Origin of the sequence: Flavobacterium album, assembly GCF_003096035.1 — a bacterium.
GTDB classification, from domain to species: domain Bacteria; phylum Bacteroidota; class Bacteroidia; order Flavobacteriales; family Flavobacteriaceae; genus Flavobacterium; species Flavobacterium album.
Window position 1 is genome coordinate 2,654,745 of sequence record NZ_CP029186.1, and the last position, 25,613, is coordinate 2,680,357.

The 25,613-nt window shown below is 44.5% G+C and carries 18 protein-coding genes, 1 tRNA gene and 1 pseudogene; 10 read left to right on the forward strand and 10 right to left on the reverse strand.

The features are described 5' to 3' along the window. The first annotated feature begins 186 nt into the window (after positions 1-186). Positions 187-669: a response regulator gene (locus tag HYN59_RS11935; RefSeq protein ID WP_108778478.1), complete on the forward strand. Its 483-nt coding sequence runs from the start codon at positions 187-189 to the stop codon at positions 667-669. A gap of 327 nt (positions 670-996) precedes the next feature. On the opposite strand, the gene HYN59_RS11940 is transcribed toward HYN59_RS11935, so the two are convergent. Beyond that, positions 997-1,572 (reverse strand): pentapeptide repeat-containing protein, encoded by a 576-nt coding sequence (locus tag HYN59_RS11940; RefSeq protein WP_108778479.1) that lies wholly within the window; start codon positions 1,570-1,572, stop codon positions 997-999. A gap of 370 nt (positions 1,573-1,942) precedes the next feature. Here HYN59_RS11940 and HYN59_RS11945 point away from each other — a divergent pair, with 370 nt between their 5' ends. Then, positions 1,943-4,276 carry an ATP-dependent helicase gene (locus HYN59_RS11945; protein ID WP_108779729.1) on the forward strand — a complete coding sequence of 778 codons (2,334 nt, stop codon included), beginning with the start codon at positions 1,943-1,945 and terminating at the stop codon, positions 4,274-4,276. A 38-nt stretch (positions 4,277-4,314) separates the two neighbouring features. Here HYN59_RS11945 and HYN59_RS11950 read toward each other — a convergent pair whose 3' ends face one another. Together HYN59_RS11950 and HYN59_RS11955 are read right to left on the reverse strand one after the other, a co-directional pair. Further along, a complete protein-coding gene (locus HYN59_RS11950; protein WP_108778480.1) occupies positions 4,315-4,773 on the reverse strand; it encodes a hypothetical protein in 459 nt (152 codons plus the stop codon). A 72-nt stretch (positions 4,774-4,845) separates the two neighbouring features. After that, entirely contained in the window at positions 4,846-5,217 is a 372-nt protein-coding gene (locus tag HYN59_RS11955) for a RidA family protein (protein ID WP_245895560.1), read from the reverse strand. Between the two features lie 158 nt (positions 5,218-5,375). On the opposite strand from HYN59_RS11955, the gene HYN59_RS11960 reads away from it, so the two are divergent. Continuing rightward, positions 5,376-5,996 (forward strand): L-threonylcarbamoyladenylate synthase, encoded by a 621-nt coding sequence (locus tag HYN59_RS11960; RefSeq protein WP_108778482.1) that lies wholly within the window; start codon positions 5,376-5,378, stop codon positions 5,994-5,996. An 11-nt stretch (positions 5,997-6,007) separates the two neighbouring features. On the opposite strand, the gene HYN59_RS11965 is transcribed toward HYN59_RS11960, so the two are convergent. Next, positions 6,008-6,991 carry a hypothetical protein gene (locus HYN59_RS11965; RefSeq protein WP_108778483.1) on the reverse strand — a complete coding sequence of 328 codons (984 nt, stop codon included), beginning with the start codon at positions 6,989-6,991 and terminating at the stop codon, positions 6,008-6,010. A gap of 322 nt (positions 6,992-7,313) precedes the next feature. Between HYN59_RS11965 and HYN59_RS11970 the strand changes: the two genes are divergently transcribed. Beyond that, positions 7,314-7,643, forward strand: a complete 330-nt coding sequence (locus tag HYN59_RS11970; RefSeq protein ID WP_108778484.1) for a hypothetical protein — start codon at positions 7,314-7,316, stop codon at positions 7,641-7,643. A 53-nt stretch (positions 7,644-7,696) separates the two neighbouring features. On the opposite strand, the gene HYN59_RS11975 is transcribed toward HYN59_RS11970, so the two are convergent. Together HYN59_RS11975 and HYN59_RS11980 are read right to left on the reverse strand one after the other, a co-directional pair. Further along, on the reverse strand, positions 7,697-12,583 hold the full coding sequence (locus HYN59_RS11975) for a T9SS type B sorting domain-containing protein (protein WP_108778485.1): 4,887 nt from the start codon (positions 12,581-12,583) through the stop codon (positions 7,697-7,699). 309 nt (positions 12,584-12,892) lie between these two features. Next, positions 12,893-14,452 (reverse strand): T9SS type A sorting domain-containing protein, encoded by a 1,560-nt coding sequence (locus HYN59_RS11980; protein ID WP_146185930.1) that lies wholly within the window; start codon positions 14,450-14,452, stop codon positions 12,893-12,895. Positions 14,453-14,854: 402 nt separating this feature from the next. Between HYN59_RS11980 and HYN59_RS11985 the strand changes: the two genes are divergently transcribed. Genes HYN59_RS11985 through HYN59_RS12010 form a run of 6 tightly spaced genes read left to right on the forward strand, consistent with a single transcriptional unit; the run spans position 14,855 to position 21,952 of the window. Next, the gene (locus tag HYN59_RS11985; protein WP_108778487.1) at positions 14,855-16,060 is read left to right on the forward strand and encodes a sensor histidine kinase; all 1,206 of its coding nucleotides are present in this window, start codon (positions 14,855-14,857) and stop codon (positions 16,058-16,060) included. 26 nt (positions 16,061-16,086) lie between these two features. Further along, on the forward strand, positions 16,087-19,677 hold the full coding sequence (locus HYN59_RS11990) for a hybrid sensor histidine kinase/response regulator (RefSeq protein ID WP_181369430.1): 3,591 nt from the start codon (positions 16,087-16,089) through the stop codon (positions 19,675-19,677). Positions 19,678-19,683: 6 nt separating this feature from the next. Continuing rightward, positions 19,684-20,043 (forward strand): response regulator, encoded by a 360-nt coding sequence (locus tag HYN59_RS11995; RefSeq protein WP_108778489.1) that lies wholly within the window; start codon positions 19,684-19,686, stop codon positions 20,041-20,043. A 6-nt stretch (positions 20,044-20,049) separates the two neighbouring features. Beyond that, a complete protein-coding gene (locus tag HYN59_RS12000; protein WP_108778490.1) occupies positions 20,050-20,859 on the forward strand; it encodes a CheR family methyltransferase in 810 nt (269 codons plus the stop codon). Continuing rightward, positions 20,841-21,428, forward strand: coding sequence for a chemotaxis protein CheB (locus tag HYN59_RS12005; RefSeq protein WP_108778491.1), 588 nt, complete (start codon positions 20,841-20,843; stop codon positions 21,426-21,428). The genes HYN59_RS12000 and HYN59_RS12005 overlap by 19 nt, the downstream gene beginning before the upstream one ends. A 20-nt stretch (positions 21,429-21,448) precedes the next feature. Then, complete coding sequence (locus HYN59_RS12010) at positions 21,449-21,952, forward strand: TPM domain-containing protein (RefSeq protein ID WP_108778492.1); 504 nt, start codon at positions 21,449-21,451, stop codon at positions 21,950-21,952. Positions 21,953-22,111: 159 nt separating this feature from the next. Here the strand turns inward: HYN59_RS12010 and HYN59_RS12015 are convergent. The 4 genes and pseudogenes from HYN59_RS12015 to lolA1 all read right to left on the reverse strand — a co-directional run bounded on the left by HYN59_RS12015 (position 22,112) and on the right by lolA1 (position 25,612). Next, positions 22,112-22,196, reverse strand: a tRNA-Ser gene (locus tag HYN59_RS12015). A gap of 146 nt (positions 22,197-22,342) precedes the next feature. Continuing rightward, positions 22,343-23,478, reverse strand: a pseudogene (gene ribB / locus HYN59_RS12020) (3,4-dihydroxy-2-butanone-4-phosphate synthase). A gap of 1 nt (position 23,479) precedes the next feature. Beyond that, the gene (locus HYN59_RS12025) at positions 23,480-24,955 is read right to left on the reverse strand and encodes an LptF/LptG family permease (protein WP_108778493.1); all 1,476 of its coding nucleotides are present in this window, start codon (positions 24,953-24,955) and stop codon (positions 23,480-23,482) included. A gap of 6 nt (positions 24,956-24,961) precedes the next feature. Then, complete coding sequence (lolA1, locus tag HYN59_RS12030) at positions 24,962-25,612, reverse strand: outer membrane lipoprotein periplasmic chaperone LolA1 (protein ID WP_245895561.1); 651 nt, start codon at positions 25,610-25,612, stop codon at positions 24,962-24,964. Position 25,613 lies beyond the last annotated feature (1 nt).

Genomic DNA, 25,613 nt, shown 5'->3' on the forward strand with positions numbered 1-25,613 from the left:
TTAAGGGGATTTGTGTCTAATCTTATAAGATTAAAACCGTAAAAAGCAGATTTTCAATTTTTTAATGACTACCTTTACAACATAGTAACCCGATTTACTGAAAGCTTCTTTTTTATCAATTTTCTTTAAGCACTAAAGAGACTTTTTAAGAACCAACTTTTCACAAAGTCATAAAGAAAGTCACTTATGTATTCGAAGAATGTTTTTTTATCCGATGACGATCTTGACGATGTTGAGTTTTTCCAGATCGCTCTTTCCGAAATATGCGGGCAATGCACGCTTACAGTTTCTTACGATGGCGCAGAACTCCTTGACCAGCTTGTTGTGTGTACCGATGACAGTAACCCCGATATTATTTTCCTTGATGTAAATATGCCTAAGGTTAACGGCCTCGAAGCCCTTGAGGCAATCAGGGAAACACCGCGTTTTCGGGAAGTGCCCGTAGTGGTGTATTCCACATCGTCAAGCGACCATTTTATCAGTGATGCCCACCGTCTTGGAGCCAATTACTACTTTGTAAAGCCATCGACCATTAACGCGCTGCGCGAGCAAATAAGCATGTTTTTGTCTTTCGACTGGAAAAAATATGTTTTCCCAACTGACAGGTCAAAATTTTTATTGGGAAGTAATGATGGCTTTACATCAAATCAATCTAGTATTCTCCGCTAACCGCTTGAATATCGAAATCAATTACGGATAATCTTAATTGCCCATGCAAAATAATTCCATATTCTTCGTGTTAGTTCATAGATTATAACAGTCACCAAAAAAGCAAACAGGATATCAATTGCCAATGCGGTATAGCTTGTATTTTCTACAGTCCCTGAGCATTTTCGGGAAATACCTGTTTATAAAATGTTATTGGAAAACCTTTAGTTAGGCTGCCATCCGTAGGAAGGCCGTTAATTTCGGATTGTTGGCAAATGATATAAAATACGCAGGCTGATAACAATAATAGAAGGATCGTTCTTTTTACATATACTTTTTTCATAAATGTTAATCAATCACGACAATCTCATATTTCTCTAGTAATCCTTTAAGGCCGGCCTGCGAAAATCGTGCTTTTTTGAGTTTGTTCCGTTCCGGATCTATTGAGAAATTGTAGCTGGTGGTGAAATCGGCTTTATTGGCGATGGCATCGATGAAAACACTTTTGTGCAGGTTGCAGTTGTCAAATTGCACCTCGGTGAGGTCGGTATTCATAAAGTCAACTGCAATAAGGCTGCAATCGGTAAAAGTGGTGCCTTTAATTTTAAGTGTGTAAAATTTGGCATAATCAAGTGTACAATCCCTGAATTCTATATCAAACAGCAGCGGGTCGACCATAGAAAAATTCACATTTTTAAAGTCACAGCGTGTAAATAGCGCTCCCCTGAAAGCAACATAATTGATTTTCGCCTCATTGAAACTGCAATCGGTAAAAGTGCAGTCGATAAAACCCACACCGGTAAAATTACAGTCGGCGAAGTCGCAATCGGTAAAGTTGCAGCGCTCAAAATCCTTGTACATGATCTCTTCGGGCTGGTAAACGGTGCCGTTTATTTCGCGGCCTACAATGTAATTTTCTGTCATGGGGTAAAAGTAAATATTATTGGAACGCGGATGACGCGGATTTTGGCAGATTGATACGGATTTTACATTTACCTTTAGATCGATGTACAAAACCAACTTCCCTTTAGCCCCGACAGTAGCGGCATCCTGCTGAGGTACGAAGCAGATAAAGCTGATGGCGGGACGCACGATGGCAAAAAGCGGTAGATGGCTGCTATAAATAGTTTTCAGTCGCAGTCACAGTTTTCAGCCCATTAAATAATAAGTTTGAGTGAGCGGGTTCTGGCTCCCCTCTCCTTGGGAGAGGGGTCGGGGGAGAGGACTTTTTCATACGCTTTTAAGTCTATAAATCTCACCTAAAATCCTTATTTTTGTGCCTATGAAAATGGATATCCACAAGTATATAAGCCAGTTGAATGAAGCCCAGCAGGCGCCGACATTGCAGAAGGATGGGCCGATGATCGTGATAGCAGGTGCGGGGTCGGGAAAGACACGTGTACTCACCATCCGCATTGCGTACCTTATGAGCCAGGGCGTTGATGCGTTCAACATACTCGCACTTACCTTCACCAACAAGGCAGCCAAGGAAATGAAGAAGCGTATCTCGGATATCGTAGGTGCATCCGAAGCGAAGAACCTTTGGATGGGGACATTCCACTCGATATTTGCAAAGATATTGCGCTTTGAGGCCGACAAGCTCGGTTTTCCCTCGAACTTTACCATATACGACACGCAGGACAGTGTGCGCCTAATCAGCGCCATCATCAAAGAGAAGCAGCTGGATAAGGATGTGTACAAACCCAAGCAGGTACTGGGGCGCATTTCATCCTATAAAAACAGCCTCATCACGGTAAAGGCCTATTTCAATAACCCTGAATTGCAGGAAGCCGACGCCATGTCTAAAAAGCCGCGCCTTGGGGAAATTTATGAAGAATATGTGAACCGCTGCTTTAAGTCGGGCGCAATGGACTTTGACGACCTTTTGCTGCGTACGAATGAGCTGCTAAGCCGTTTCCCTGATGTGCTGATGAAGTACCAGGACCGTTTCCGCTATATACTGGTGGATGAGTACCAGGATACCAACCATTCGCAGTACCTTATCGTAAGGGCGCTTTCGGACAGGTTCCAGAACATCTGCGTGGTCGGTGACGATGCGCAGAGTATCTATGCTTTCCGTGGAGCGAACATCAACAACATTCTGAACTTCCAGAAGGATTATGACAATGTGCAGATGTACCGACTGGAACAGAATTACCGTTCCAGCAAAAATATAGTCGAGGCAGCCAACGCCATTATCGACAAGAACAAGACCAAGCTGGACAAAGTGGTTTGGACAGCCAATGACGAAGGCCACAAGATAAAAGTGCACCGCAGCCTTACCGATGGTGAGGAAGGCCGTTTTGTGGCCAGCACCATTTTTGAGGAAAAAATGCGCAACCAACTGAAGAACGGCCAGTTTGCTATATTATACCGTACCAATGCCCAGTCGCGTGCGATGGAGGATGCCTTGCGCAAGCGCGATATCCCTTACCGCATTTATGGTGGGCTGTCGTTTTACCAAAGGAAAGAGATCAAGGACGTGCTGGCCTACCTGAGGCTCGTTATCAACCCGAAGGATGAGGAAGCGCTTATCCGCGTTATCAACTACCCGGCACGCGGTATTGGCGACAGCACCGTTGAAAAGCTTACTGTAGCTGCCAACCATTATAAGCGCTCGATATTTGAGGTGATGGAGAACATCGACAAGATCGACCTGAAGCTCAACGGCGGCACAAAGGCGAAACTACAGGATTTTGTCACGATGATAAAGAGTTTCCAGATCATCAATGAGAACCAGGATGCTTTTTACCTTGCCGAGCACGTTGCCAAAAAAACAGGGCTAATTCAGGAACTGAAGAAAGACGCTACACCCGAAGGCATAGCCCGTATAGAGAATATCGAAGAACTTTTGAACGGTATCCGCGACTTCATTGAAGGGCAGCGGGAAGTGGACGGAGCCCGGGGAGCGCTATCGGAATTTCTAGAGGACGTGGCTTTGGCTACCGACCTTGATAAAGATACCGGTGATGACGACCGTGTGGCGCTGATGACCATTCACCTTGCGAAAGGCCTTGAGTTCCCGTATGTGTTTATTGTAGGTATGGAAGAGGACCTGTTTCCAAGTGCTATGAGCATGAATACCCGCAGCGAACTGGAGGAGGAGCGGAGGCTGTTTTATGTAGCGCTTACCCGCGCTGAGCACCAGGCCTATCTGACCTATGCACAATCGCGTTACCGCTGGGGCAAACTGGTAGATAGCGAACCGTCACGATTTATAGAAGAGATAACCGATAATTTCCTGGAATACCTTACGCCGACAGAAAATAATTACCGCTATAAGCCGATGATCGATGCCGATATTTTTGGTGATGTAGACAAGTCAAAGCTAAGGCAGGTAAAACCGACCAACACGCCGCCACCGGCATGGGTTACATCCAACGACCCCAAGCCGGATATGAACGTACGCCGCCTTAAGCCACTTGAAGGCCGTGCACCGGTAAGCACTACGCCAATGCCCGACAGCAAGCTGGTTCCGGGCAATATCGTAATGCACGAACGTTTCGGGAAAGGCGAGGTGCTAAACCTCGAAGGTGTCGGTGCCGATAAAAAAGCCGAGATACGTTTTGAAGTAGGGGGGATAAAGAAGCTATTGTTACGGTTCGCGAAACTGGATATTATAAGTTAGTACTAAATAAAAACGGAAGCCATCAAGCTTCCGTTTTATTATTTCAGTGGCTTGAAACGCTCGCCGAGAATGATAGCATAGCCCTGATCGTAGGCTACTACCGCCTGCATCCTGTCGTAGCGCCCTTTTTTATCTCCTTTCCAGCCGCTCTCCCCGTTATCGCCATACAGCACGATCAGGATAACCATGTAGTTGCCGTTTACGCCTGTAGTTTTCTCGATATTCCCTTTGGCATCGGTTTGTACCCAAAACTCAGTAGGATAGGCAGGCACGTCATGGGGTTGGAATTTACCCTGGCCTTCACGCTTCACATCAACAATTGGCGCTTTTGTTTTTTCGTACTGATAGAATCCAAGCAATTCGTCGGGAATGGCTTTCGTTCCGTAAAACGTAGCTCCGTCGATAACAAATTGTTTTACATCTTTAGTCTGGGCCGGTGCGCTGATTGTTGCAACAGTAAAAAGCAACAATGCAGCTAAAGCTTTGAAAGTTTTCATGGTGTTTGATTTACATATAGCGCCAAATCTAATTGTAAATCATGTGGAATGCAATACCTATAAATGGGTAATTTATTCCCCTACAAAAGCTATTGCCTCAACTTCCAGCAGAAAATCGGGATTGCCCATTCCGGCCACAAACAATGCCGTTATAATTGGAGGATTTTCGTTGCTTCCTAAATATTTTTGGGAGGCCTCAAAACCTTTCCGCACGTCTTGTCCCTGTGTGATATAAATATTCATTTTGATGACATCCTTAAAGGTTGCCCCGGCCGCGGCCAGCGCTTTTTCAATGTTGAGCATTACCTGCTCGGTCTGCGCGGCGATATCGCCTTTGCCTATTATTTCACCTTTTTCGTTAACGGAGTTCTGGCCGCCAATATATATCGTTTTCCCATTTCCGGAAGTGGTTACTACCTGCGAGAAGGCAGGGCTTTTCATCATAGTGTCAGGATTTAAAAATTGTACAGGCATAGCGAATTATTTTAATAACACCTAATTTACCGAACAATAGCCCAATGGCGATGATGTTTATATTCTCTTTAACATTACAATTCATACAGTTTAGCTAACTTTAAGCCGCAAACCTGAAACAAACGACTATGGCCCAGTTCATAAAGATATACCCCGAAAATCCTAACGAGAAAGAGATAGCCAAAGTGGTTAAGATATTGCGTGACGGTGGGATCATTATTTATCCGACCGATACCGTTTATGGCCTTGGCTGCGATATTACCAACAGCAAGGCGCTGGAACGCATAGCCAAGATAAAAGGCATTAAGCTGGAAAAGGCCAATTTCTCATTCATATGCAGCGACCTGAGCAACCTTTCGGACTATGTAAAGCAGATCGATACCGCCACCTTCAAGATACTGAAGCGCTCATTGCCGGGGCCTTATACTTTTATCCTTCCGGGCAACAATAACCTTCCTAAAGAGTTCAAGAAAAAGAATACGGTAGGTATCCGTGTGCCTGATAATAATATTGCGCTTGAGATCGTGCGCCAACTAGGCAACCCTGTTATTTCAACTTCCATACGCGATGAGGATGAGGTATTGGAATACTCCACCGATCCTGAGCTCATCTTCGAGAAATGGCAAAACCTGGTAGATGCTGTTATCGATGGAGGCTATGGTGATAATGTAGCTTCAACGATTATCGACCTTTCCGGTGCAGAGCCGGTTGTGGTAAGGGAAGGAAAAGGAGATCCTGACATTTTTTAAAACAAGGGTGACTATTCCCCATTTGTTGTAGGGGGCGTGTAACCATCCTCTTCAGTCCACGGTGTATCAGCCTTTATTTTGATTTTTATATACCGGTAGTTGTACTTTTTAATATCCCTGGCATTATCAGACCTGTAGCTTTCGGCAGTAATGGATGGCACCACTGCGGTATAAAAGCAATTATCGCTACCCCAAAATCCTTTCCCCATTGGAGACCAGTTACCAAATTCCTTATAGGTGCCGTGTGAGCCTTTTTCCTTCCATTTATAAGCGTGTATTATTGTAGGCGAATCGCTGTATAACTGACCCATATCCATCACATAGTCGAGATTTGCAGAAAATACGGGTGCATTGCTAAAGGTTGCTATTTCCTCACCTGTAGTTTTATCAATCAGGAAATAAGTGTATTCCTCACAGGCTTCGCAGACATAGAGCAGGAGGTAAGCATGGAGCGCTTTGTATTCGCCTGCATATATATAAGTATTGGGCATACCTCCATCGCCTTTGCCATCCCTGAATTCTTTTCCTGCAATGGTAATTGTGCTGTCCTTTTTCGTAATAGCATTATTTATTTCAAAATACTCTACTGAAGTTTTTTTCATTTTATTGAATTCCTTTTCAGTAATCAGGTTAACTTCAACATCGGGATAATCATCCGGATTGAAAAGATAATCGGATGTAAACTCTCCGGCTTCACCACAATTCTCTCCGGAAATATAATTTTCCGTGCCATATTGCTTTTCACGAAAGGGTGCATTCAAGTCGGCATTATCCAGTGGGATGTCCAATTCGGTACCTACAGCTTTTTTTTGTATGTAAAACAGGGTTTCCCTTTGCGCGTCATCAGCGACAAGAAACAGGCTGTCGGCCTCATCCAAAATATACACTTTGCTTTTTTCACGATAGCAAAATCTGGCATCCTGCCTATCCATTCCAAATGCCTTCGTACCATTTTGCGGAATTACATAGCCTTCACGCAGGATCTTCTTCCCCATTATTTGAAATTTTGGTGCTTGTGGAGTATATGATGCTCCTGGCGATGAGCAGGCGGCAAAGAACAATACAAGTAAAGCAAAGGGTATAGTTTTCATGTAATCGGTTAACGGTTTTTATATCAGATTTTACTTGTACTGGCTACTCAAAACCTGTGCCTTTATTTCGGTAGAAGATTGACAATTATGTAACAGCTTTAAGATCAAATGATAATTAGCGTATACTCTATTTTTAAAGGCGTAAAGTTAACACAATAATAATGATCAGTACATGTATAAGTCCGTATTAGTCATGAGATTGCGTCCTGTAAACCAATAACGATAAATGGGACTGTTCGACAAAAAAGAAAAAAGCCTTAAGCAGGAATTTACTAAAAAAAATGTACGCCTTAATAAAGAAGCCGTAAAAGAAATTGAAGAGCTCTACGACGATCTTAAATCAGGGTATGAAGGGATTGAAGCTGTAGTTGCTGAGTTCAAAAAACTCTCGGTCGAACTGGAACAAAGGCTGCAGGATGGCGACCGCGAAAAAATGCAGGACCTGTCTAAAAAAGTAGTAAAGATAGACAAGCTGGTGAGGGATGCGGTACGTGATGTGCGCGATGTGCTTAGGAACCAGAAGAAGCGGGTTAAGGAAGCTGCCGGCGAAATATAAAAAATCCCCATTGCGTTGCTGCAATGGGGATTTCTTTTTTGGAAAGAAAAAAACTATTGTTGCCTGTTTACGTAAACCCATCCGGTCCTGCTTTGTCCCGGGCGCTCAATTACATAAAAGTAGGTTCCGGTAGGCAGCTCATCGCCGTTATCGGTTTGTCCGTACCATTGGTTCGTATAGTCGTTCTTACTATATACTTCTTCGCCATACCTGTTAAAGATAGAAAGCTTTTTCGCACCCATACCGGAGATATCAAAGTTGTCATTCTTGTTATCCGCATTTGGCGAAATACCCCTCGGTATGTCACAGAAAGTACCATCTACAGTGAAAGTATAGTCTGTGGAACAGCCACCCGGTGTGGTAACTGTCAGCGTAAAGTCGATAGGGTAGAGCTCAGGGGTAATAGAATTGCTGTCGGCATATTCTGTAGCATCAAACTTAGTGCCGGTGCCTACCTGTGCGCCATTAGCATCTGTCCATACAAATGTAGCAGTGCTTTCGTCAGCTCCTGTCACCGAAGCGTTCAGCATGTAGCTGTTTTCAAAGCCGCCGCCTTCACAACCCTGGCTGCCTGTAATCGCGATATTGTTCACAGGAGCATTAAGGGTTACCGTAGCGTCCGGCGATTTACAGCCGCCATCGCTCATAACACTTATTGTATAGTTACCCGGATCAAGGCCTGCAAATGTTGTAGCCGACTGGTAATTGGTACCGTCAATGCTATAGCTGTATTGCGATCCCAGCGGGCCTGCTATAGTTATAGCTCCCATTCCTGTAGCACAGTCCGGCTGCGTAAGTGTGGTAGTAGCTGCAACCGGTGTTTCAGGTATTGCATTAACGGTCACTGTAGCAGTAGAGGTACATCCGCTGATGTTTTTAACAGTGATAGTATAATCGCCGGGAGCAAGGTTGATGAAACCGGTTCCGCTCTGGAAATTGGTACCATCTATGCTGTAGCTGAATCCTGAACCTGTTGGCCCAGTTACATCAATCCTTCCTACATTATTGAAACAGGTAGGTTGGGTAACATCGGTTGTAGCTACAGCAGGTATCGGTGAGCTGTCGATATTAATGAACCCTGTAGTCGAAGTACAACCTCCCGCATTCATTACTGTTACGATATAAGCGCCTCCTGCAAGTCCTGCAAATGTAGTACTGCTTTGGAAGTTAGTACCATCAATACTATAGGTGAACCCTGTACCTGTTGGTGTGTTTACAACGATTGTTCCCGTAGGTACTGCACAGGTTGGCTGCGTAGGTGTAGTTGTTGCAACTGCAGGCACAGTAGGGACAGGGTTGATCGTAATCGTTGCTACCGACTGGCATCCTGCATTATCAGTTGTTAGGGTATACGTGCCGGGAGCAAGGTTAGCAAATGTAGTTGTAGCCTGGAAGTTAACCCCGTCAATACTATAGGTAAATCCGGCTCCTGTTGGTGCAGTAACCTCGATAGTTCCTGTAGTTATACCTGTACAGTTAGGCTGTGTTACCATTGTTGTTGCCACTGCCGGTGCGCCCGGTGCTGCATTAATGGTTACGGCTGATGATACAGAAGTACATCCGCCTGAAGTTTGCGTTGTGATCGTGTAGCTCCCGGGTGCAAGGTTAGCGAATGTCGTTGATGTCTGGAAGTTCGTTCCGTCAATGCTGTAGCTAAATCCTGCTCCTGTTGGAGAATCAACAACGATAGTTCCTGTCGGCATACTACATGTAGGCTGCGTAACTGTAGTTGCTGCAGCAGCAATTCCTGTAGGGACAGCATCGATAGTAACCGAAGCTGTAGAAGTACATCCGTCTGTATTTTGTGTTGTAACAGTATAGTTGCCCGGTGCAAGTCCTGCAAATGTTGTTGAAGACTGGAAGGTAGTGCCATCTATACTATAAGTAAATGCGCCTGTTGGAGCAGTAACCTCAATTGTTCCTGTAGGCGTTGTACACGTTGGTTGTGTCAGCGTTGTAGTAGCAACTGCAGGTCCTGCCGGAACCGCATTGATCGTTACTGAAGCTGTAGAAGTACATCCGCCTGCGTTTTGTGTAGTAACAGTATAGGTACCAGGGGCAAGGTTAGCGAATGTAGTTGTATTCTGGAAGTTTGTACCGTCGATGCTGTAAGTAAACGCACCAAGAGGAGCAGTAACTTCAATTGTTCCTGTAGGTGTGGCACAGGTTGGCTGTGTCAGTGTTGTTACAGCAGCAGACGGTGCACCCGGTACAGTATTAATTGTTATAGTCGCTGTAGCAGATGTACATCCTGCGCCGTTTTTAGTAGTAACAGTATAGTTACCCGGAGCAACGTTAGCAAACACAGGAGAAGCCTGGAAGGTTGTACCGTCTATACTGTAGGTAAGGTCGCCTCCTGTTGGGAATGTTACTTCAATGCTTCCGCTTGTTGTACAGTCAGGCTGTGTTACTGTGGTTGTAGCCACAGCGGGAGCTGTAGGAGCAGCATTTATGGTTATAGCTGCCGTAACCGAAGTACATCCTCCGGTAGCCTGCGTTGTTATAGTGTAAGTACCTGGTGCAAGGTTAGAGAATGTATTGGAAGACTGGAAAGTCGTGCCATCAATACTATAGGTAAATCCTGCCGGTGTGTCCACAACGATGCTTCCTGTGGCAGTGGTACAAGTTGGCTGAGTCACTGTAGTTGTAGCTACACCGGGTACAACAGGCACTGCATTTATAGTTATTGTAGGTGTAACTGAGTTACATCCTGCGCTGTTTTGCGTGGTAACAGTATAATTGCCGGGAGCAAGGTTGGCAAATACAGGTGATGCCTGGAATGTCGTGCCATCAATGCTATAGGTATATTCCCCTGCCGGAGTTGTTGGGTTTGTAACAGTTATGGTTCCGGTAGCAGTAGTACAAGTTGGCTGTGCTACTGTTGTGGTTGCCACAGCCGGTGAAGTTGGCGCTGGGTTAATGGTGATTGTTGCCGTTACTGATGTACATCCTAATGCAGTCATGCTCGTGATCGTGTAGTTGCCCGGTGTAAGCCCACTGAACACGCCTCCTGACTGGAAAGTACTTCCGTCAAGGCTATAGGTAAGTGTAGGATCTGCAGAAGTGTCAACCGTTATAGTACCGGTAGCTGTGGTACATGTAGGCTGTGTTACTATAAATGTAGCAACTGCCGGTGCAAGCGGTGCAGGGACAATTGTAAACGGCACTAAGGAAACACAGTTAGCCGATGATTTGATTGTAAGTGTATAACTTCCGGGAGCGATACCGTTGAAGGCAAGCCCGGGCTGGAAGTTCACGCCGTCTATACTATAGGTAAGGCCGTCTCCTACTGATGGCATGATAAGCAGCCCGCCTGTAGGAATGGCACAGGTAGGTGCTACAGGTATAACCACCGCAAGAGGCAGCGGAGAAACTGTTAGCTGCACTGCGTTACTTATAAGTGTACATCCGGCTGAGGTAGCTACACAGTAGAACTGCGCACCGTTAAATTCAAGCGGAGTGTCAATCACTGTAAGCTGTACGGTATTCGCGCCTAAAAAATTGTCGCCATCGGTTATATTTACCCAGTTACCTGAGGCATTAAGCATTTTCCACTGGTAAGTAAATGTAGATGCGGCGCTTAGGGTAACGGTATATTGCACGTTGTCGCCTTCGCATACCGCAGCGCTCAGTGGCTGTGCCGAAATATGGTCAGATGAAGAAGAAGTTATATTGTGTATGCCCAGATTAGAGCAGTCCTCGGTGTCAGAAATTGCCCAGTCGGCAGCATTATATGTTGCGCTTGGTACTTGTGCATTAGCATTCCTTATCATTGAAAAGCCAACGTTTGACGGAGTGTTAACAACATCGATGACTACAGTGTTTTTTACAAGCTCAAGTTTATCGCTATCGTTAAATCCGCTTGGCAGTAAATTGATCGGTGTACCTGTAAGTCCGCAAACCGAAGTAGCGGTGCGCACTATGTTTATACCTCCAGGTGCAAGCATGCCCGTAAGGTTTAGTGTAAAAGTAGCAGGGCCGTTTATTGTTCCGTGGCGTACAATGCTGTATAACGAAAGGTCTATAGTAGCATTGGTGCCATTATATAATTCTATGGCACCGCCTTCACCCGCTTCGGCATCATATATTTCAGAAATGAAAAGATCGTTAGGGCCAACAAATGCGGGGCAGTTTGATGATATCATGGTAAAGGTACCGGATGTGCCTGTACATGCATTTGTAGTTACCGTTACTGCACCTGTTGGAGCGCCATCTGCAACTATGGCTTTAATTTGTGTATCTGTTACTACGGTAAAGCCTGACGCTTCAACACCGCCGAATTTAACTGATGTTGTACCGGCGCTAAAGCCGCTCCCTGTTATTGTTACAAGAGTATTCGACGGACCCGATGCCGGCGAGAATGAAGAGATAACCGGTGCTGTACAGCCGGCATTCACGTTCCCGTTGAGCGTAAAGTCGTCCAGCCTGAAAGTTCCGCTGCCCGTTGCGCCGCTTAATGACAGCATAACCGTTACATTACCCGTAAGGCCATTCACAGGATTGGCTACTGTAGTAGTAGGTATTGCTGCGCCTGTAGTAGGTACGTTACCGTTTCCTACGTTGACACCGTTTATAGTCATTGTCCAGTTTTGGGCGCCGGTATTGCTGCGCCTCCTCCAAAAGCTGAAGGATGTGATATCGAGCGTTTTTCCCGCGGCAACGTTAAATGTCAGGGTAATGGTAGGCGATCCGCCACTGTCATTAAGAGCGATTGCCTCTCCTGTTGCGCCTCCAAGGTTTGTCCATGCGCCGGTGCTGTTTGACCATGACGAACCCGAAAGGTCTGGGTTTAATGTAGTAGGCGCTACAGTGTAGGGATGCGTGGTAATATTGGTTGTACCAAAATTGTGCATGTAAACCTGCGCGTAGCTTCCGGGCTTGATCACAAATAAGAATGTGAGTAGTAAAATAAGCCTGAAATGGGTAATTTTTCTTTCCATAATTGTTTCTTTTAGCAAAGGGATTCTGTACAAAATTAATTACTTAACAAGCCAACTGTTTCGTCATTAAGTAACATTTATTAAAAGATTAACCTGCATTTAAGAGTTATCGTTGCGCTCGTTATTATGCAGGCATAAAAAAAATAGCCCGTAAAAGTAGGCTATTTTTTATTAAAATTGCGGCAACAATCCGATAATTATAACATAACATTCGGGTTTTGTTATATAAGTTGCTCATATTGAGAGCGGATCAATCAAGGCTCAAAGGTGTCAGATAAAAAAAACCAACCAGGTATTGCAATCTGCCGCTTAATTTTTTATGAATTTCACTGACTGCAAGCCTTCAGCTTTTATAAAATATGTGCCCACCGGAAGTTGTTGCACCGCGATAGGGGAATTTACACCGGTTTCAAAGGCGGTTACTGTTTGTCCCAGCATATTTATAATGTTGCCCTGTACTTTTCCGTCAATCCCCGAAAGGTAGATATTATCCTTCGCAGGATTTGGATACACTATAACTTTTTCCTTTGCGTCGAAATCACCGGTGCCCGTAGTGGTATTGCTTATTTTAGCAAGGTAAGGATAGGTATCAAAAGGGCCTGCTTCGTGTTCAAGCGTATCAAAAAACGCTGTATTATTGGCCATTCCCGCAATATATATGTTGCCATTGGCGTCCGCGGAAATACCATCTGCACGGTTATATCCGTTCCCCCCTGTAGTCTTTGCCATGAGTACAACACCATCAGGGCTGTATTTCAGCACAAGCGCCTGGTTGCCCATAAGCGGTGTTTCGGTAGCTATGCCATTGCCCCAGTTAATATTTCCTCCAGTCTGCCCGGTAAAATAGATATTACCGTCGTTATCCAGCCGGAGAAAATTCCTGTTGCCCGGTATTGCTTTGCCTTCTCCCGGAACTTCACGCACCCATTCATAATCCCCTGCTGCATTGAGCCTGGCTAAAAAGAAATCTTCAAAACCATTGCCATCAGGGCCTTCGGCAGCGATACCTTCAAAAGCATAAGGCCCGAAAAGATCAGAGCTGTAATATATTTCATAAGGTGTGCGTGCTACTACCTGCGCAGAAGTGCACGTAATATTTTCAGTGTATTGCATCCATTGGTATACGCCCTGCGGTGAATATTTTACCACATAAGTATTGTACGCAAACGGGGAGGGCATTTGGACACCGGCAAAAGTCGCCATATTGTCGGCGCAGGCACCGGCTGCATAAATGTTGCCATCGCTGTCAACACTTACTGATGTTACCCTGTTCACGTGCTGCTGTACGATACTCTGCACCTTCGTGCCATCCGGAGAATATTTATCGATATACGATGTACCGTAATTGTCGTAGCCAATGTAAATATTATCCTGCGCATCAATATGCAGCGCCCTTAATTCGCTGGTCCATGTAAATTCTTCTTCCGAGATAATCAGCTTGTGCCAGAGCAGGTTACCTTGCGCGTTGAATTTTGCCAGGACAAAATGGTCGCCCTGCTCCACCGTGCTTATAGTGAGGCCATCAATGGTAATCGTCCCGACATACCCAAGCTCCATAATTATATTTCCCTGCGAATCGGCTGCCAGGTTATGGTTGCAGGCTTTACCACCGATTTCTTTTGAGAAAAGCAGCTGGCCGTTACTGTCATATTTATTATAATAAAGGTTGCCCATTAGGTCGTTATAAGCATAGGGCTGGCTTTTAAATCCTGTAAAATATACATTGCCGGATGGGTCATTGGCTACAGAATAGCCTACCATGCCGGGGTTCAGGTCTAATTCGATCGCCGGGGTTTCCAGCCATTGGAATGTTTGCGACTGGGCCGCCATAGTGGTAAGGAGCAATGCGGAGTAAAATATCTTTTTCATGATGATTTTTTTACCAAAAATAGGAATGGTATACAACCTGCCATGATAAAAAAATTATTTTCTGAATATCACTTAGAATTTGTGATATCCAATTGAGAATTCGGAATATAGTTTTGTGAGTAAAATTTTATGGAATCGTTATTTACAAATTGTGCCAATTTATAATGGCCTTTACTTTTTAAATAAGATTCCCTACAATCTTACAGGTTTGAGGTGATAATTGTTTTTTGGCCTTTATTAAATATGCATTAAATGAATTAACAACTCTTTAACATTACTTTTTATACTTTTGGAAGTAGGCCGCAATGTTACGGCCTGTTTTTTTGTTGCGCTTCCCTTTACAATTTAAACACTTGTAGGCAAAGGCTTTACAGTTTTACCATAGCCGTGCCCTAATAAAATATGATACTAATCGTTGATGACATAAGGGCAAATATTGTCGCTTTGCAAAAGATACTGGAACTCCATAAACTTCCGGCCGATACTGCAGAGTCTGGTGAAGAGGCATTGCGAAAAATCCTGAAAACGGATTACTCCCTTATAATAATGGACGTACAGATGCCCGGTATGGATGGCTTTGAGGTGGTAGAAATCCTTGCGGGAAGCAACCGGACCAAAGACATACCTGTGATATTCCTTTCGGCCGTGAACAAGCAGAAGAAATTCATATCGAGAGGCTATGAAACGGGGGGCGTAGATTATGTTACAAAACCGGTAGACCCCGACCTGCTAATCCTCAAAGTAAAAACTTTCCTGAAGCTGTACGAACAAAAGAAAGAGCTCAGGGATATCCGTGATTTGTTATTTAAGGAAATCGAGATACGTAAGGAGGCCCAGGAAAACCTTGAAGTAAAAGTAGCGGAGCGCACGAAAGAGCTGGTATCTAAAAATGAGGAACTGGAAATGCGCAACCACGAGTTGCAGCAGTTTTCATGGGTCGTATCACATGACCTTAAAGAACCCATTCGCAAAATAGAGCTCTTCATCAAGATCATTAAAGAAAAATATCTGAAGGAAGACGCCACGGCATTTGATTATGTAAACCGTACGATAAAATCGGCAGCAAGGATGTCGGCCCTTATTACCGACCTGCTTGATTATTCAAGACTATCTTCCAATGTTGCCTCAGTTAAAACAGACCTTAATCTGGTTATCAGCGAGGTGGTGTCTGACTTTGATTATATGATCGAAATGAAGGAAGCTATAGTCAAAGTTGGCGACATGCCTGCTATACATTGCGTAGGCAGCCAAATGCGCCAGGTGTTCCAGAACCTGGTGAGCAATTCGCTGAAATTCTCTAAAAAGGATGTGCCGCCTGTAATTGAAATAGATGCCGAACTGGTGCTGGAGAAAGAATTTGATAGCCCGGCATCGGCCGACGGGCAGTTTTGCAGGATTACCGTAAAAGATAACGGTATCGGGTTTGACGAAAGGTTCCTGGATAAAATATTCATTATTTTCCAAAGCCTCAACGATCGAAGCGTTTATGAAGGAACAGGCATAGGGCTGGCTATCGCAAAAAAAATAGTAGAAAAACATAATGGCATTATTACCGCAAAAAGCGAGCTACATAAAGGCTCCTGCTTTATCATGGTGCTGCCGGTATAAAAATAATAACACGTTATCACAATAGTATGCAGGGTAAATTTAGGAGGAATTTATTAATAAGCTCGGGTATTTCGATGCTGATACTTGTAGTCAGCTCGACTGCTTCGTTCCTGAGTATCAGGAACCTTTTGGACAGTACACAATGGGTAAACCATACGCAGGATGTTATTTACAACCTTAACGAGTGCACATCGGTAATGGTAGATGCGCAGGCAGGAATGCGGGGCTACCTTGTTACAGGCAACGACAGCATGCTGGACCAGTACCGGACTGCCGAAGAACGTGCGGACGGGTATCTGGAAAAGCTTGCTTTACTTACAACAGACAACGAAGCGCAACAGGAAAGCCTGAAAGAGCTCGAACCCGTGATTAATGAGCTTTTCAGTTACATGAAGGTGAGGATATTTGAAAAGGAAAGGGGCCAGCAAACCCTTAGCACCGACCTTGATACCGGTAAAAGGCTTATGGCGAACATACGCAAAATTACCAAGCGCATGGAAAATCGCGAGCAGGAATTGCTGAAAGAACGGACCTCTACATCAGAGAAATATGGAATGTACAGCCAGGTACTGATAATTGTGGCAGCATTGCTCGCACTTTGCATAAGCATGGTATTTTTTGTAAGGATACTTAGGGATTATAACCAAAGGCTGGAGCTACAGCTGCAGCTTGAAAAAAGTGACAGGGAGACTGCCGAAAGGATAAGGGTAATAAGCGGCGTGGCAGCGGAGATATCGTCAGGAAACTATACCATAAGGGTAGACGATACGGAAAGCGATGCATTGGGCAGTGTGGGCGGATCGCTGAACAATATGGCAAAAGCGCTTGACAAATCGTTCAAAACGCTGTCGGATAAGGAATGGCTGCAATCGGGTATTGCAGACCTGAATAAAGTAATGATAGGGGAAAAGAGTCCCGAGCAACTCATAAAAGATGTCATAGAATATATTGCAGCTTATACCAACAGCAGTGCCGGCATAATCTACCTTCCGGAAGGGGAAACCCTTTATCCCGCAGGAGGCTACAGCTACATACCGGGCAGGGACAGGCAACGGATAAAACTTGGCGAAGGCTTGCTGGGCCAGGCGGCTGCTACAGGAAAACTACTTGAAATGAAAGGCCTCTCATCCGAAAATATAAGCATCTCTTATGCACTTGGGGAAGTGAAGCCTGCGCATATTGTAGCGTTCCCATTGATAGATGACAAGCTTACTGGTGTTGCAGAGCTGGTATCCGTAAGGGAATATTCAGCACGCGAACTGGAATTTTTGACTTCCGCGGCCCACAATATCGCAATTGCCATAACAACAGCACAGAGCAGGAAACGCGTTCAGGAGCTACTTGAAGAGACCGAGGCACAATCTGAAGAGCTGAGAGTGCAGCACAGTGAGCTGGAAAGCATGAATGCCGAACTGGAAACACAGACCGAAAAGCTTCAGGCATCCGAAGAAGAGCTCCGCGTACAGCAGGAAGAACTACAGCAGACCAACGAAGAGCTGGCCGAACGCAGCGTATTGCTGGAAGAGCGCAATATGGAAATCCAGAAAAAATCGGAAGACCTGGAGCTGACAACACGCTACAAATCGGAGTTTTTGGCAAATATGTCACATGAGCTAAGGACACCGCTCAACTCTATATTGTTATTAAGCCGGCTGCTGTCGGAAAATAATGATAAGAACATGAACGATGAGCAGGTAGAGTTTGCCAAGGTGATACAGAGCTCCGGTACCGGATTGCTGGGGCTTATCGATGAGATACTGGACCTTTCGAAAATAGAGGCGGGTAAAATGGACCTGGAATTCATGGACATCGCTACCCAGGAGGTAACCGGTAACCTGAAAGACCTCTTTACCGAAGTAGCAAAACAAAAAGGCATTGAGTTTAAGATAGTGGATTCCGAAGCGCCGTTGGTAATAAAAACCGACAAAATGAGGCTGGAGCAGATATTGAAAAATCTTATTTCGAATGCCATCAAATTTACATCAAAAGGGTCGGTTACCCTTGAGATCAAAAAACAGGATAACAACGATAAAGTAGTTTGCTTTACTGTTAAAGATACCGGAATAGGCATACCACCCGAAAAACAGCCGCTTATTTTTGAGGCATTCCAGCAGGCAGACGGCTCCACCAAACGCAAGTATGGCGGCACAGGGCTTGGGCTATCGATCAGCAGGGAGCTTGCCAAATTGCTTAAGGGAGAAATTGCACTGAAAAGCGCTGTAAACGAAGGCAGCGAGTTTACATTGAGTATTCCTGTAATAGGCGCATCGCAAATTCAGGCTGGCGGCGTAAGCGAAAATTCAATTAAAGATACCGAAGAAGCCGGAGAAGGCGAGGCTGAAAAAGAGAAAGCCGCAGAACTGGAGCTGAAGACCAAATTTATCAGCCCAGTGATTCCCGAAGATGTACCGGATGACAGGGATGACATCGGTCAAAATAACAAGGTAATACTCATCGTGGAAGATGATGTGAATTTTGCAAAATCGCTGTTGGAATTTACCCGCAAGCGCGGTTATAAAGGCGTAATATCTGTTCGTGGCGACCAGGCGCTGAACATGGCGATAATTTACAGGCCGGTAGGGGTGCTGCTCGACATACAGCTGCCGATAAAAAGCGGCTGGGAAGTAATGGAAGACCTCAAGGGCAATTCGCAGACAAGGCACATACCCGTACATATCATGTCGTCGCACAAAATGAAGCAGGAAAGCCTGCTCAAAGGCGCTGTGAACTTTCTAGACAAGCCCGTGGCTTTCGAGCAAATGCCGGAAATCTTCAAAAGGATAGAGCATATCATCAACCGGGAGTCGCAGAAAGTGCTCATTATAGAGGATAACCCCAAACATGCCAAGGCGCTCGCTTATTTCCTGGAGACGTTCAATATCAATTCGGAAATAAAAAGCGAGATCGTGGATGGGGTGGATACGCTTAAGAACACTCCTGTGGAATGCGTGATACTGGATATGGGTATACCCGACAGGCAGGCTTATGAAATACTGGAGAACATCAAAAAGAACCCAGGGCTTGAAAACCTTCCGGTGATCGTGTTTACGGGTAAGAGCCTTTCGCTGAAAGAAGAGCTTAAGATCAAGAAGTATGCTGATTCTATCGTTGTAAAGACGGCCCATTCCTACCAAAGGATGCTGGATGAGGTGTCGTTGTTCCTTCATTTGGTAGAAGAAAATAAAAAGACCGAGGGAACGGCAGGCCATAAAAAGCTGAATTTACTGAACAATATCCTTAGCGATAAGACCGTGCTTGTGGTTGACGACGATGTTCGCAACATCTATTCGCTTACCAAAGCGCTGGAAGCAGTTAAGATGAAAGTAATAACTGCCATTGATGGTAAGGAAGCGCTTAAAATGCTTGAGCGCCACCCGGAAACAGATGTTGTACTGCTTGATATGATGATGCCGAATATGGACGGTTATGAGACTGCAGCCCGCATAAGAGAAAACAGAAGCCTGAAAAATCTGCCGGTAATAGCGGTTACGGCAAAAGCAATGACCGGCGACAGGGAAAAATGTATAAATGCCGGCGCTTCGGATTATATAACCAAGCCGGTAGATGTTGACCAGTTAATGTCGCTTCTACGGGTGTGGTTGTATGATAAACAATAAAAATGTATGAAGAGAATCCTGATAATAGATGACGACGCAAGGAATATTTTTGCCCTGAGCGCTACATTACGCTCAAAATCGTTCGATTGCGTGTCCTGTAACAGCGCCCCTGATGCCCTGAAACTTCTGGAAGGCAATACCCCGGTAGATGCGATACTAATAGATATGATGATGCCAGATATGGACGGTTATGAAGCTATACCTTTAATTAAGGACATACCGCACAGGCAGGGCACGCCCGTTATATCGGTTACCGCACAGGCCATGGTGGGAGACAGGGAGAAGTGCCTTCGGGCAGGCGCTGATGATTATATTTCGAAACCGATTGATGTTGATAAATTGCTGCGGGTTTTAAGCACTATATAAAGCATTATGGTAAATGACAGGGAGTTAGAGGTGCTGATCAATGAGATCTACGAATACTATGGCTATGACTTTAGCGGGTATTCGCTTGCCTCGTTCAAAAGGCGTATTGACAGGCTTTACAATCTGGACAAGTTTGGGAATTTTGCCGAGTTCTTGTCTAAAGTCCGCACTGATACTGCTTATTTTAAACGGATGGTGGAGGAAATTACCGTAAATGTTACAGAGATGTTCCGCGACCCGCTGTTTTATAAAGTACTGCGCACAGAACTAATACCTGTACTGGCTACGAAGCCGTTTATACGGATATGGCATGCCGGATGCTCTACGGGTGAGGAAGTCTATTCGATGGCGATCATGCTCAAAGAAGCCGGGGTGCTGCATAAATCATTGCTCTATGCTACCGACCTGAACCCTACAGTGCTCGATACTGCCAAAATAGGGGTTTTCAATTTGCGAATGATGAAGCAGTATTCCGAAAACTACATAGCATCGGGCGGCAAAAAAGACTTTTCCGACTATTATACGGCACAATACGGCCTGGCGAAGTTCGGTGGAGACCTTACGGAGAAAATGGTGTTCTCGCAGCATAATCTGGTGTCAGATAGGTCGTTCAATGAATTCGACCTGATAATGTGCCGCAATGTGATGATCTATTTTGATAAGGACTTGCAGGACAGGGCACTTGCCTTATTTGACGAAAGCCTTTCAAAGCTGGGATACCTGGCGCTTGGTACCAAGGAAACCATCAAATTCTCCGACCTGAAAAAAAACTACGAACAGGTAGACAAAGAAAAGATATGGAAGAAGATAAAATAATTTCAGGATGCAGGGTTCTCATCATCGGTGGTTCGGCCGGTAGCCTTGACGCACTACTGAAAATACTGCCTCATCTTACTGCAATCCCTTCTTTTTCGCTGGTTATTGTATTGCACCGCAGGAGCGGGGAGGACACTACGCTCGAAGAGCTTATCGCCGTGAAAACTTCCATACCCGTAACCGAAGTAGAGGACAAGATACCATTATTACCGGGATGTATCTATATAGCGCCTTCAGACTATCACCTGCTTTTCGAAAATAACGGGACACTATCGCTGGATATTTCCGAAAAAATAAATTACAGCAGGCCGAGCATTGACGTTGCATTTGAATCGGCTGCCGATATTTACGGCCCAAAGCTAACTGCTATACTGCTTTCCGGCGCCAATGCCGACGGTACACAAGGGCTTATTGCCGTAAAGAATGCTGGCGGTACCATCGTCGTACAAGACCCCGAAACCGCAGAAATGCCCTTTATGCCCCGCAATGCAATTGAAAATATGACGCCCGATCATATTTTAAACGTGGAAGAAATGATAGGGTTTATAGGAGGAGGGATTGGTTTGTGAAACTGTTTACTAATATAAAAATGAAAACAATATTAAGTCTATTGCTATTTGCGCAAGTTGCAGTTTCATGCGCGCAATCGAAGAAAGAAAATCCAATTACACACGCTGACAAGACGGCAAATACATTTCCTTTACAAACAGGTCCGTTAAATGACTTTGAAGGTGTTTTTACAGATGCTCAAAAGAAAGATTTAAGTGAACGATTAGACAATTTTAAGGAGACTACCGATAAGGAAATATTTGTTGTTTCAGTAGAGACGTATTTTCCAAAAGATGATTTTCAGGAATTCACGGTAAACCTGGCAAATGATTGGAAAAAAAACGGTGCAAACAATACTGTCTTTATTGTCTTTAGTAAAGAAAATAGAAAGATTGCACTATCTATATACCCGGGTACCACAAATTTAAAGGACAAAGATGCGCAGGATGTAATTTCAGAAATAGTAATTCCGGAGTTTAAAAAAGGAAATTATTACGAGGCCATAAAACAAGGTATTACTGCGTTAATTTCCAAGTGGAAATAATCATTGCATAGTTTTAAACAAAGATATATTTAAGGGCTATATAAATAGTTTGTGATATAATGCATATTTAGTAATAACCATAGTACTTGTTACGACTTTTGTTATTTCCTAAATAAAAAAACCTTTAAATAATTGATATTTAAAGGTTTAAAATTTCAGCGGAGAAAGAGGGATTCGAACCCCCGGACCTGTTACAGTCAACAGTTTTCAAGACTGCCGCAATCGACCACTCTGCCATTTCTCCAGTATGTCGCAAATCATTTCCTCATTGCGGTTGCAAATATAATAACCTTTTCCGGTTTTCCAAACACATTTGCAGTAAAAAACACAATTTATTTAGCTCGGCTTTTTAAGCATTTCATTGCGTGAATATTAAGAAAAGTAAAATAATTAAAATTCTACATATTCGGTGATCTCAAGGCCGTAACCGATCATTCCAACACGCTTTGTCTGGCCCGAGTTGGTCAGCAGGCGGATCTTGCAGATATCAATGTCATGCAATATCTGTGCACCGATGCCAAAATCCCTTTCGTCCATTTTTATCTGGGGGCTTTGCAAAGGCCCTGCGGCTGCAATTCTTTCAGCTCCTTGATCCTCGTGAGCAGCTCGGAAGGGGAGATCTCTTGGTTGATGAACAAAATAGCGCCTCTGCCTTCTTCATTGATGCGTCTGAACATATTGTCGAGCTTCCTGTCGGCATCATTGGTAAGCGTGCCCAGGATGTCGTTATTCACCTGCGTAGAGTTTATTCTTGTCAGTACCGGTTCTCCTATATTCCAGCTGCCTTTTGTAAGGGCGATATGTACCTGCTTGTTCGTGGTTTGAACGTAAGCCCTCAGCCTGAAGGTACCAAAACGGGTTTCCATCTCGAAATCTTCTTTCTTCTGGATAAGGCTGTCGTGCTGCATCCTGTAGGCTACCAGGTCTTCTATCGAAACCAGCTTCAGGTCGAATCTCTTAGCTACCTCATACAGTTCAGGAAGCCGTGCCATGCTGCCGTCCTCATTCATGATTTCACAAATAACGCCTGCAGGCTTAAAGCCTGCCAGCCTTGCGAAATCTATCGCGGCTTCGGTATGGCCTGTACGCCTTAATACACCACCTTCTTTGGCTATCAGTGGGAATATATGCCCGGGCCTTGCAAGGTCTGCCGGTTTTAGGTTCGGGTCCATCAGCGCCTCTACAGTCTTTGCCCTGTCATGTGCCGAGATACCTGTAGTAACACCATTCCCCAGAAGGTCTACTGAAACGGTGAATGCGGTTTGCATAGAATCGGTATTTCGGGTTACCATTACATGGAGGTCGAGTTCTTTACAGCGTTTTTCGGTTAGGGGAGTGCATATAAGGCCCCGGCCATGGGTAGCCATAAAGTTGATCATCTCGGGGGTGACTTTATCAGCAGCGGCAAGAAAATCGCCTTCATTTTCCCTGTCTTCATCATCCACCACAATAATTACTTTGCCTTGGCGGATATCTTCAATAGCTTCTTCTATGGTATTGAGCTGTATGCGTTCTTCAACTTGCATGTTAAGCATCTTTTGGTTTTATTTTGAATACTTTATTGAATACTTTTTGCAGCGGCACTATCAATGGATCCCAGTTGATGGTCACATTCATGTCATTCGTTGCCCTGTAGGTAAGGAATATAGCCAGTGGGCTTAATACAAAAGCCGACATCCAGGAGCCAAGGTAAGGAGGGATAGCATTCTCCTGTGCCAGTTTTTTGCCGAAAGTATTGATAAAGTGGAATGTTATAAAAATGAGCACCGCAAAAACGATAGGTAAGCCAAGGCCGCCCTTGCGGATAATAGCCCCGAGAGGTGCTCCAATGAAAAACATGAGCAGGCAGGCGTAAGCAATTACAAATTTATCGTAAAAAGCCAGCCAGTGGTTGTTTATGACCTTTAGCCTTTCAAATAGGCCTACTTTGCCCGAAGTGATAGTGCTTTCGGCGCTGGTGACGCTGTTGGTCGCGATCTCGAGTACTTTTCCCTTATCTTCTTTTGATGTTATGATCTCAATCAGTTTTGCAGGGATGCTGTCTTTTTTTACCGGTTTTAATGTATCCTTTCCGGGAAGGTTCAGCAATTGTCTTGGCGCCGTCAAAACAATGGCGGACCTTTGGGCAGCGTTCAGCGCTATGTTTTTGGCTTCTTTATTGTAATTGCCCTGCAGTGAGTCCAGCGTATAATTAAGCTCACTCAGGTTAAGCATGTTGTTGGTTTGCGCTATCTGCTCCTCATCGGTGCTGGCGTTGTTGAGCATGCTCAGGTCGATGTTCATTATCTGCTTCGTGAAGCTGCTTTTTGCAAATGGCTGCTTTTTGCGTTCAACCGGGTTTTTACTCGGTACATCTTCGTAATAATAGCCGTCATAAAGCTCAAGCTGCAACAGGTTCGAGGATTCGCTGCTTTTTAAAAGTCCTTTTTTAGAGCGTATTATGGTCGCGTTGGAATTTCCTGGAATCCGCTTATGGATAGTAACGCCAGTAAGTTTCTCACCATTTTCACCGGATTTTCTATCAACTTTGATGTTATAAGCTCCTATTGAGTTGAACTGGCCTTCCACGATCGCCATTGCCGGTTTCCGCTTAATGATGTTGGCCCGCAGGTTAATGAATTTGTATTCCGCCTTAGGGATTATATCGTTCGCAAAGAAAAATGCCACAATGCTGAGCCCGAAAATAAATATCATAAGGCTCCTCATGGCCCTGCTCAGGGATATGCCCGCCGATTTCATAGCAGCAAATTCATAATTTTCGGCAAAATCCCCGAAAGTCATGATCGAAGCCAGCAATATGGAAAGCGGCAGTACTAACGGCACCACCTTAGGAGCGTAGAATATCAGGAATTTCGCGATCACGCCCGCATCCAGGTCCTTACCGGCAAGCTCTGCTATAAACAGCCATATTGCCTGCAAAATAAAGATGAAGAACAGGATAACGAATACCGACGCGAACGTCTTTATAAAAGAGATAAGGATGTAACGGTCTAGAATTTTCACCGGAAATTAATCTAATCTATTAATGTAATAATTAGGATATTTACTTTCGGTAAAGGTAAAGTGATTTTTTGACAAAGGCTGGTTTGTTTTGAAAGAATTTATGGTTATTACCATTTTAGTCCCATCCTTTTCGGTCCTGATGTAATTAAAAATGTGTTTTGTCTGCGTATCAACCCCTATCAGGATTTCCTTTGTGGGATCTTTTGCATTCAGCGGGTTTAGCTTTATGTACTGTATTTTCCTTCCTTTGATCTTTTGCAGGATATCCCATGAGTACTTGTACCCCGAATTGAAAAAGGTAAGCATCTTCGAAGGTGTCAGCTCATCCGACTTTTGGTCGTCATATTTGGAAATGGTTATTTCCTCATCCTCAGGGACAATGTTGTATACTTTCTTCCCGTCAAATATACGCGTCATACCCATAAAATTAAGCACATACTGGTTGCCTTTCTGTACAACGGTGCCTTTGCTTTCCTGGTTCAGGTTTTGTTTCGGATTGCTTACGGAATATTTAAAGTCTATTGTGATATTCTCATAACTTTTTACTTTCGCGCTCACCTGGTCGAGGAGCGCTTTTGCCTTTGCGGCATCCTGCGCTTTTGCCGGGAGGCTTAGGGCTATGATAAAAAGTGTAATGATCCTGATAATCCTTTGCATG

Bases quoted from the DNA above. Each gene is read 5' to 3' on its own strand.
- HYN59_RS11990 (WP_181369430.1), top strand. From the start codon at position 16,087: ATGCAGGGTAAATTTAGGAGGAATTTATTAATAAGCTCGGGTATTTCG.
- HYN59_RS11995 (WP_108778489.1), top strand. From the start codon at position 19,684: ATGAAGAGAATCCTGATAATAGATGACGACGCAAGGAATATTTTTGCC.
- HYN59_RS11935 (WP_108778478.1), top strand. From the start codon at position 187: ATGTATTCGAAGAATGTTTTTTTATCCGATGACGATCTTGACGATGTT.
- HYN59_RS11985 (WP_108778487.1), top strand. From the start codon at position 14,855: ATGATACTAATCGTTGATGACATAAGGGCAAATATTGTCGCTTTGCAA.
- HYN59_RS11960 (WP_108778482.1), top strand. From the start codon at position 5,376: ATGGCCCAGTTCATAAAGATATACCCCGAAAATCCTAACGAGAAAGAG.
- HYN59_RS11970 (WP_108778484.1), top strand. From the start codon at position 7,314: ATGGGACTGTTCGACAAAAAAGAAAAAAGCCTTAAGCAGGAATTTACT.
- HYN59_RS11980 (WP_146185930.1), bottom strand. From the start codon at position 14,452: ATGAAAAAGATATTTTACTCCGCATTGCTCCTTACCACTATGGCGGCC.
- HYN59_RS11940 (WP_108778479.1), bottom strand. From the start codon at position 1,572: ATGACAGAAAATTACATTGTAGGCCGCGAAATAAACGGCACCGTTTAC.
- HYN59_RS12010 (WP_108778492.1), top strand. From the start codon at position 21,449: ATGAAAACAATATTAAGTCTATTGCTATTTGCGCAAGTTGCAGTTTCA.
- HYN59_RS12005 (WP_108778491.1), top strand. From the start codon at position 20,841: ATGGAAGAAGATAAAATAATTTCAGGATGCAGGGTTCTCATCATCGGT.
- HYN59_RS11950 (WP_108778480.1), bottom strand. From the start codon at position 4,773: ATGAAAACTTTCAAAGCTTTAGCTGCATTGTTGCTTTTTACTGTTGCA.
- HYN59_RS11955 (WP_245895560.1), bottom strand. From the start codon at position 5,217: ATGATGAAAAGCCCTGCCTTCTCGCAGGTAGTAACCACTTCCGGAAAT.
- HYN59_RS11965 (WP_108778483.1), bottom strand. From the start codon at position 6,991: ATGGGGAAGAAGATCCTGCGTGAAGGCTATGTAATTCCGCAAAATGGT.
- lolA1 (WP_245895561.1), bottom strand. From the start codon at position 25,612: ATGCAAAGGATTATCAGGATCATTACACTTTTTATCATAGCCCTAAGC.
- HYN59_RS11975 (WP_108778485.1), bottom strand. From the start codon at position 12,583: ATGGAAAGAAAAATTACCCATTTCAGGCTTATTTTACTACTCACATTC.
- HYN59_RS12000 (WP_108778490.1), top strand. From the start codon at position 20,050: ATGGTAAATGACAGGGAGTTAGAGGTGCTGATCAATGAGATCTACGAA.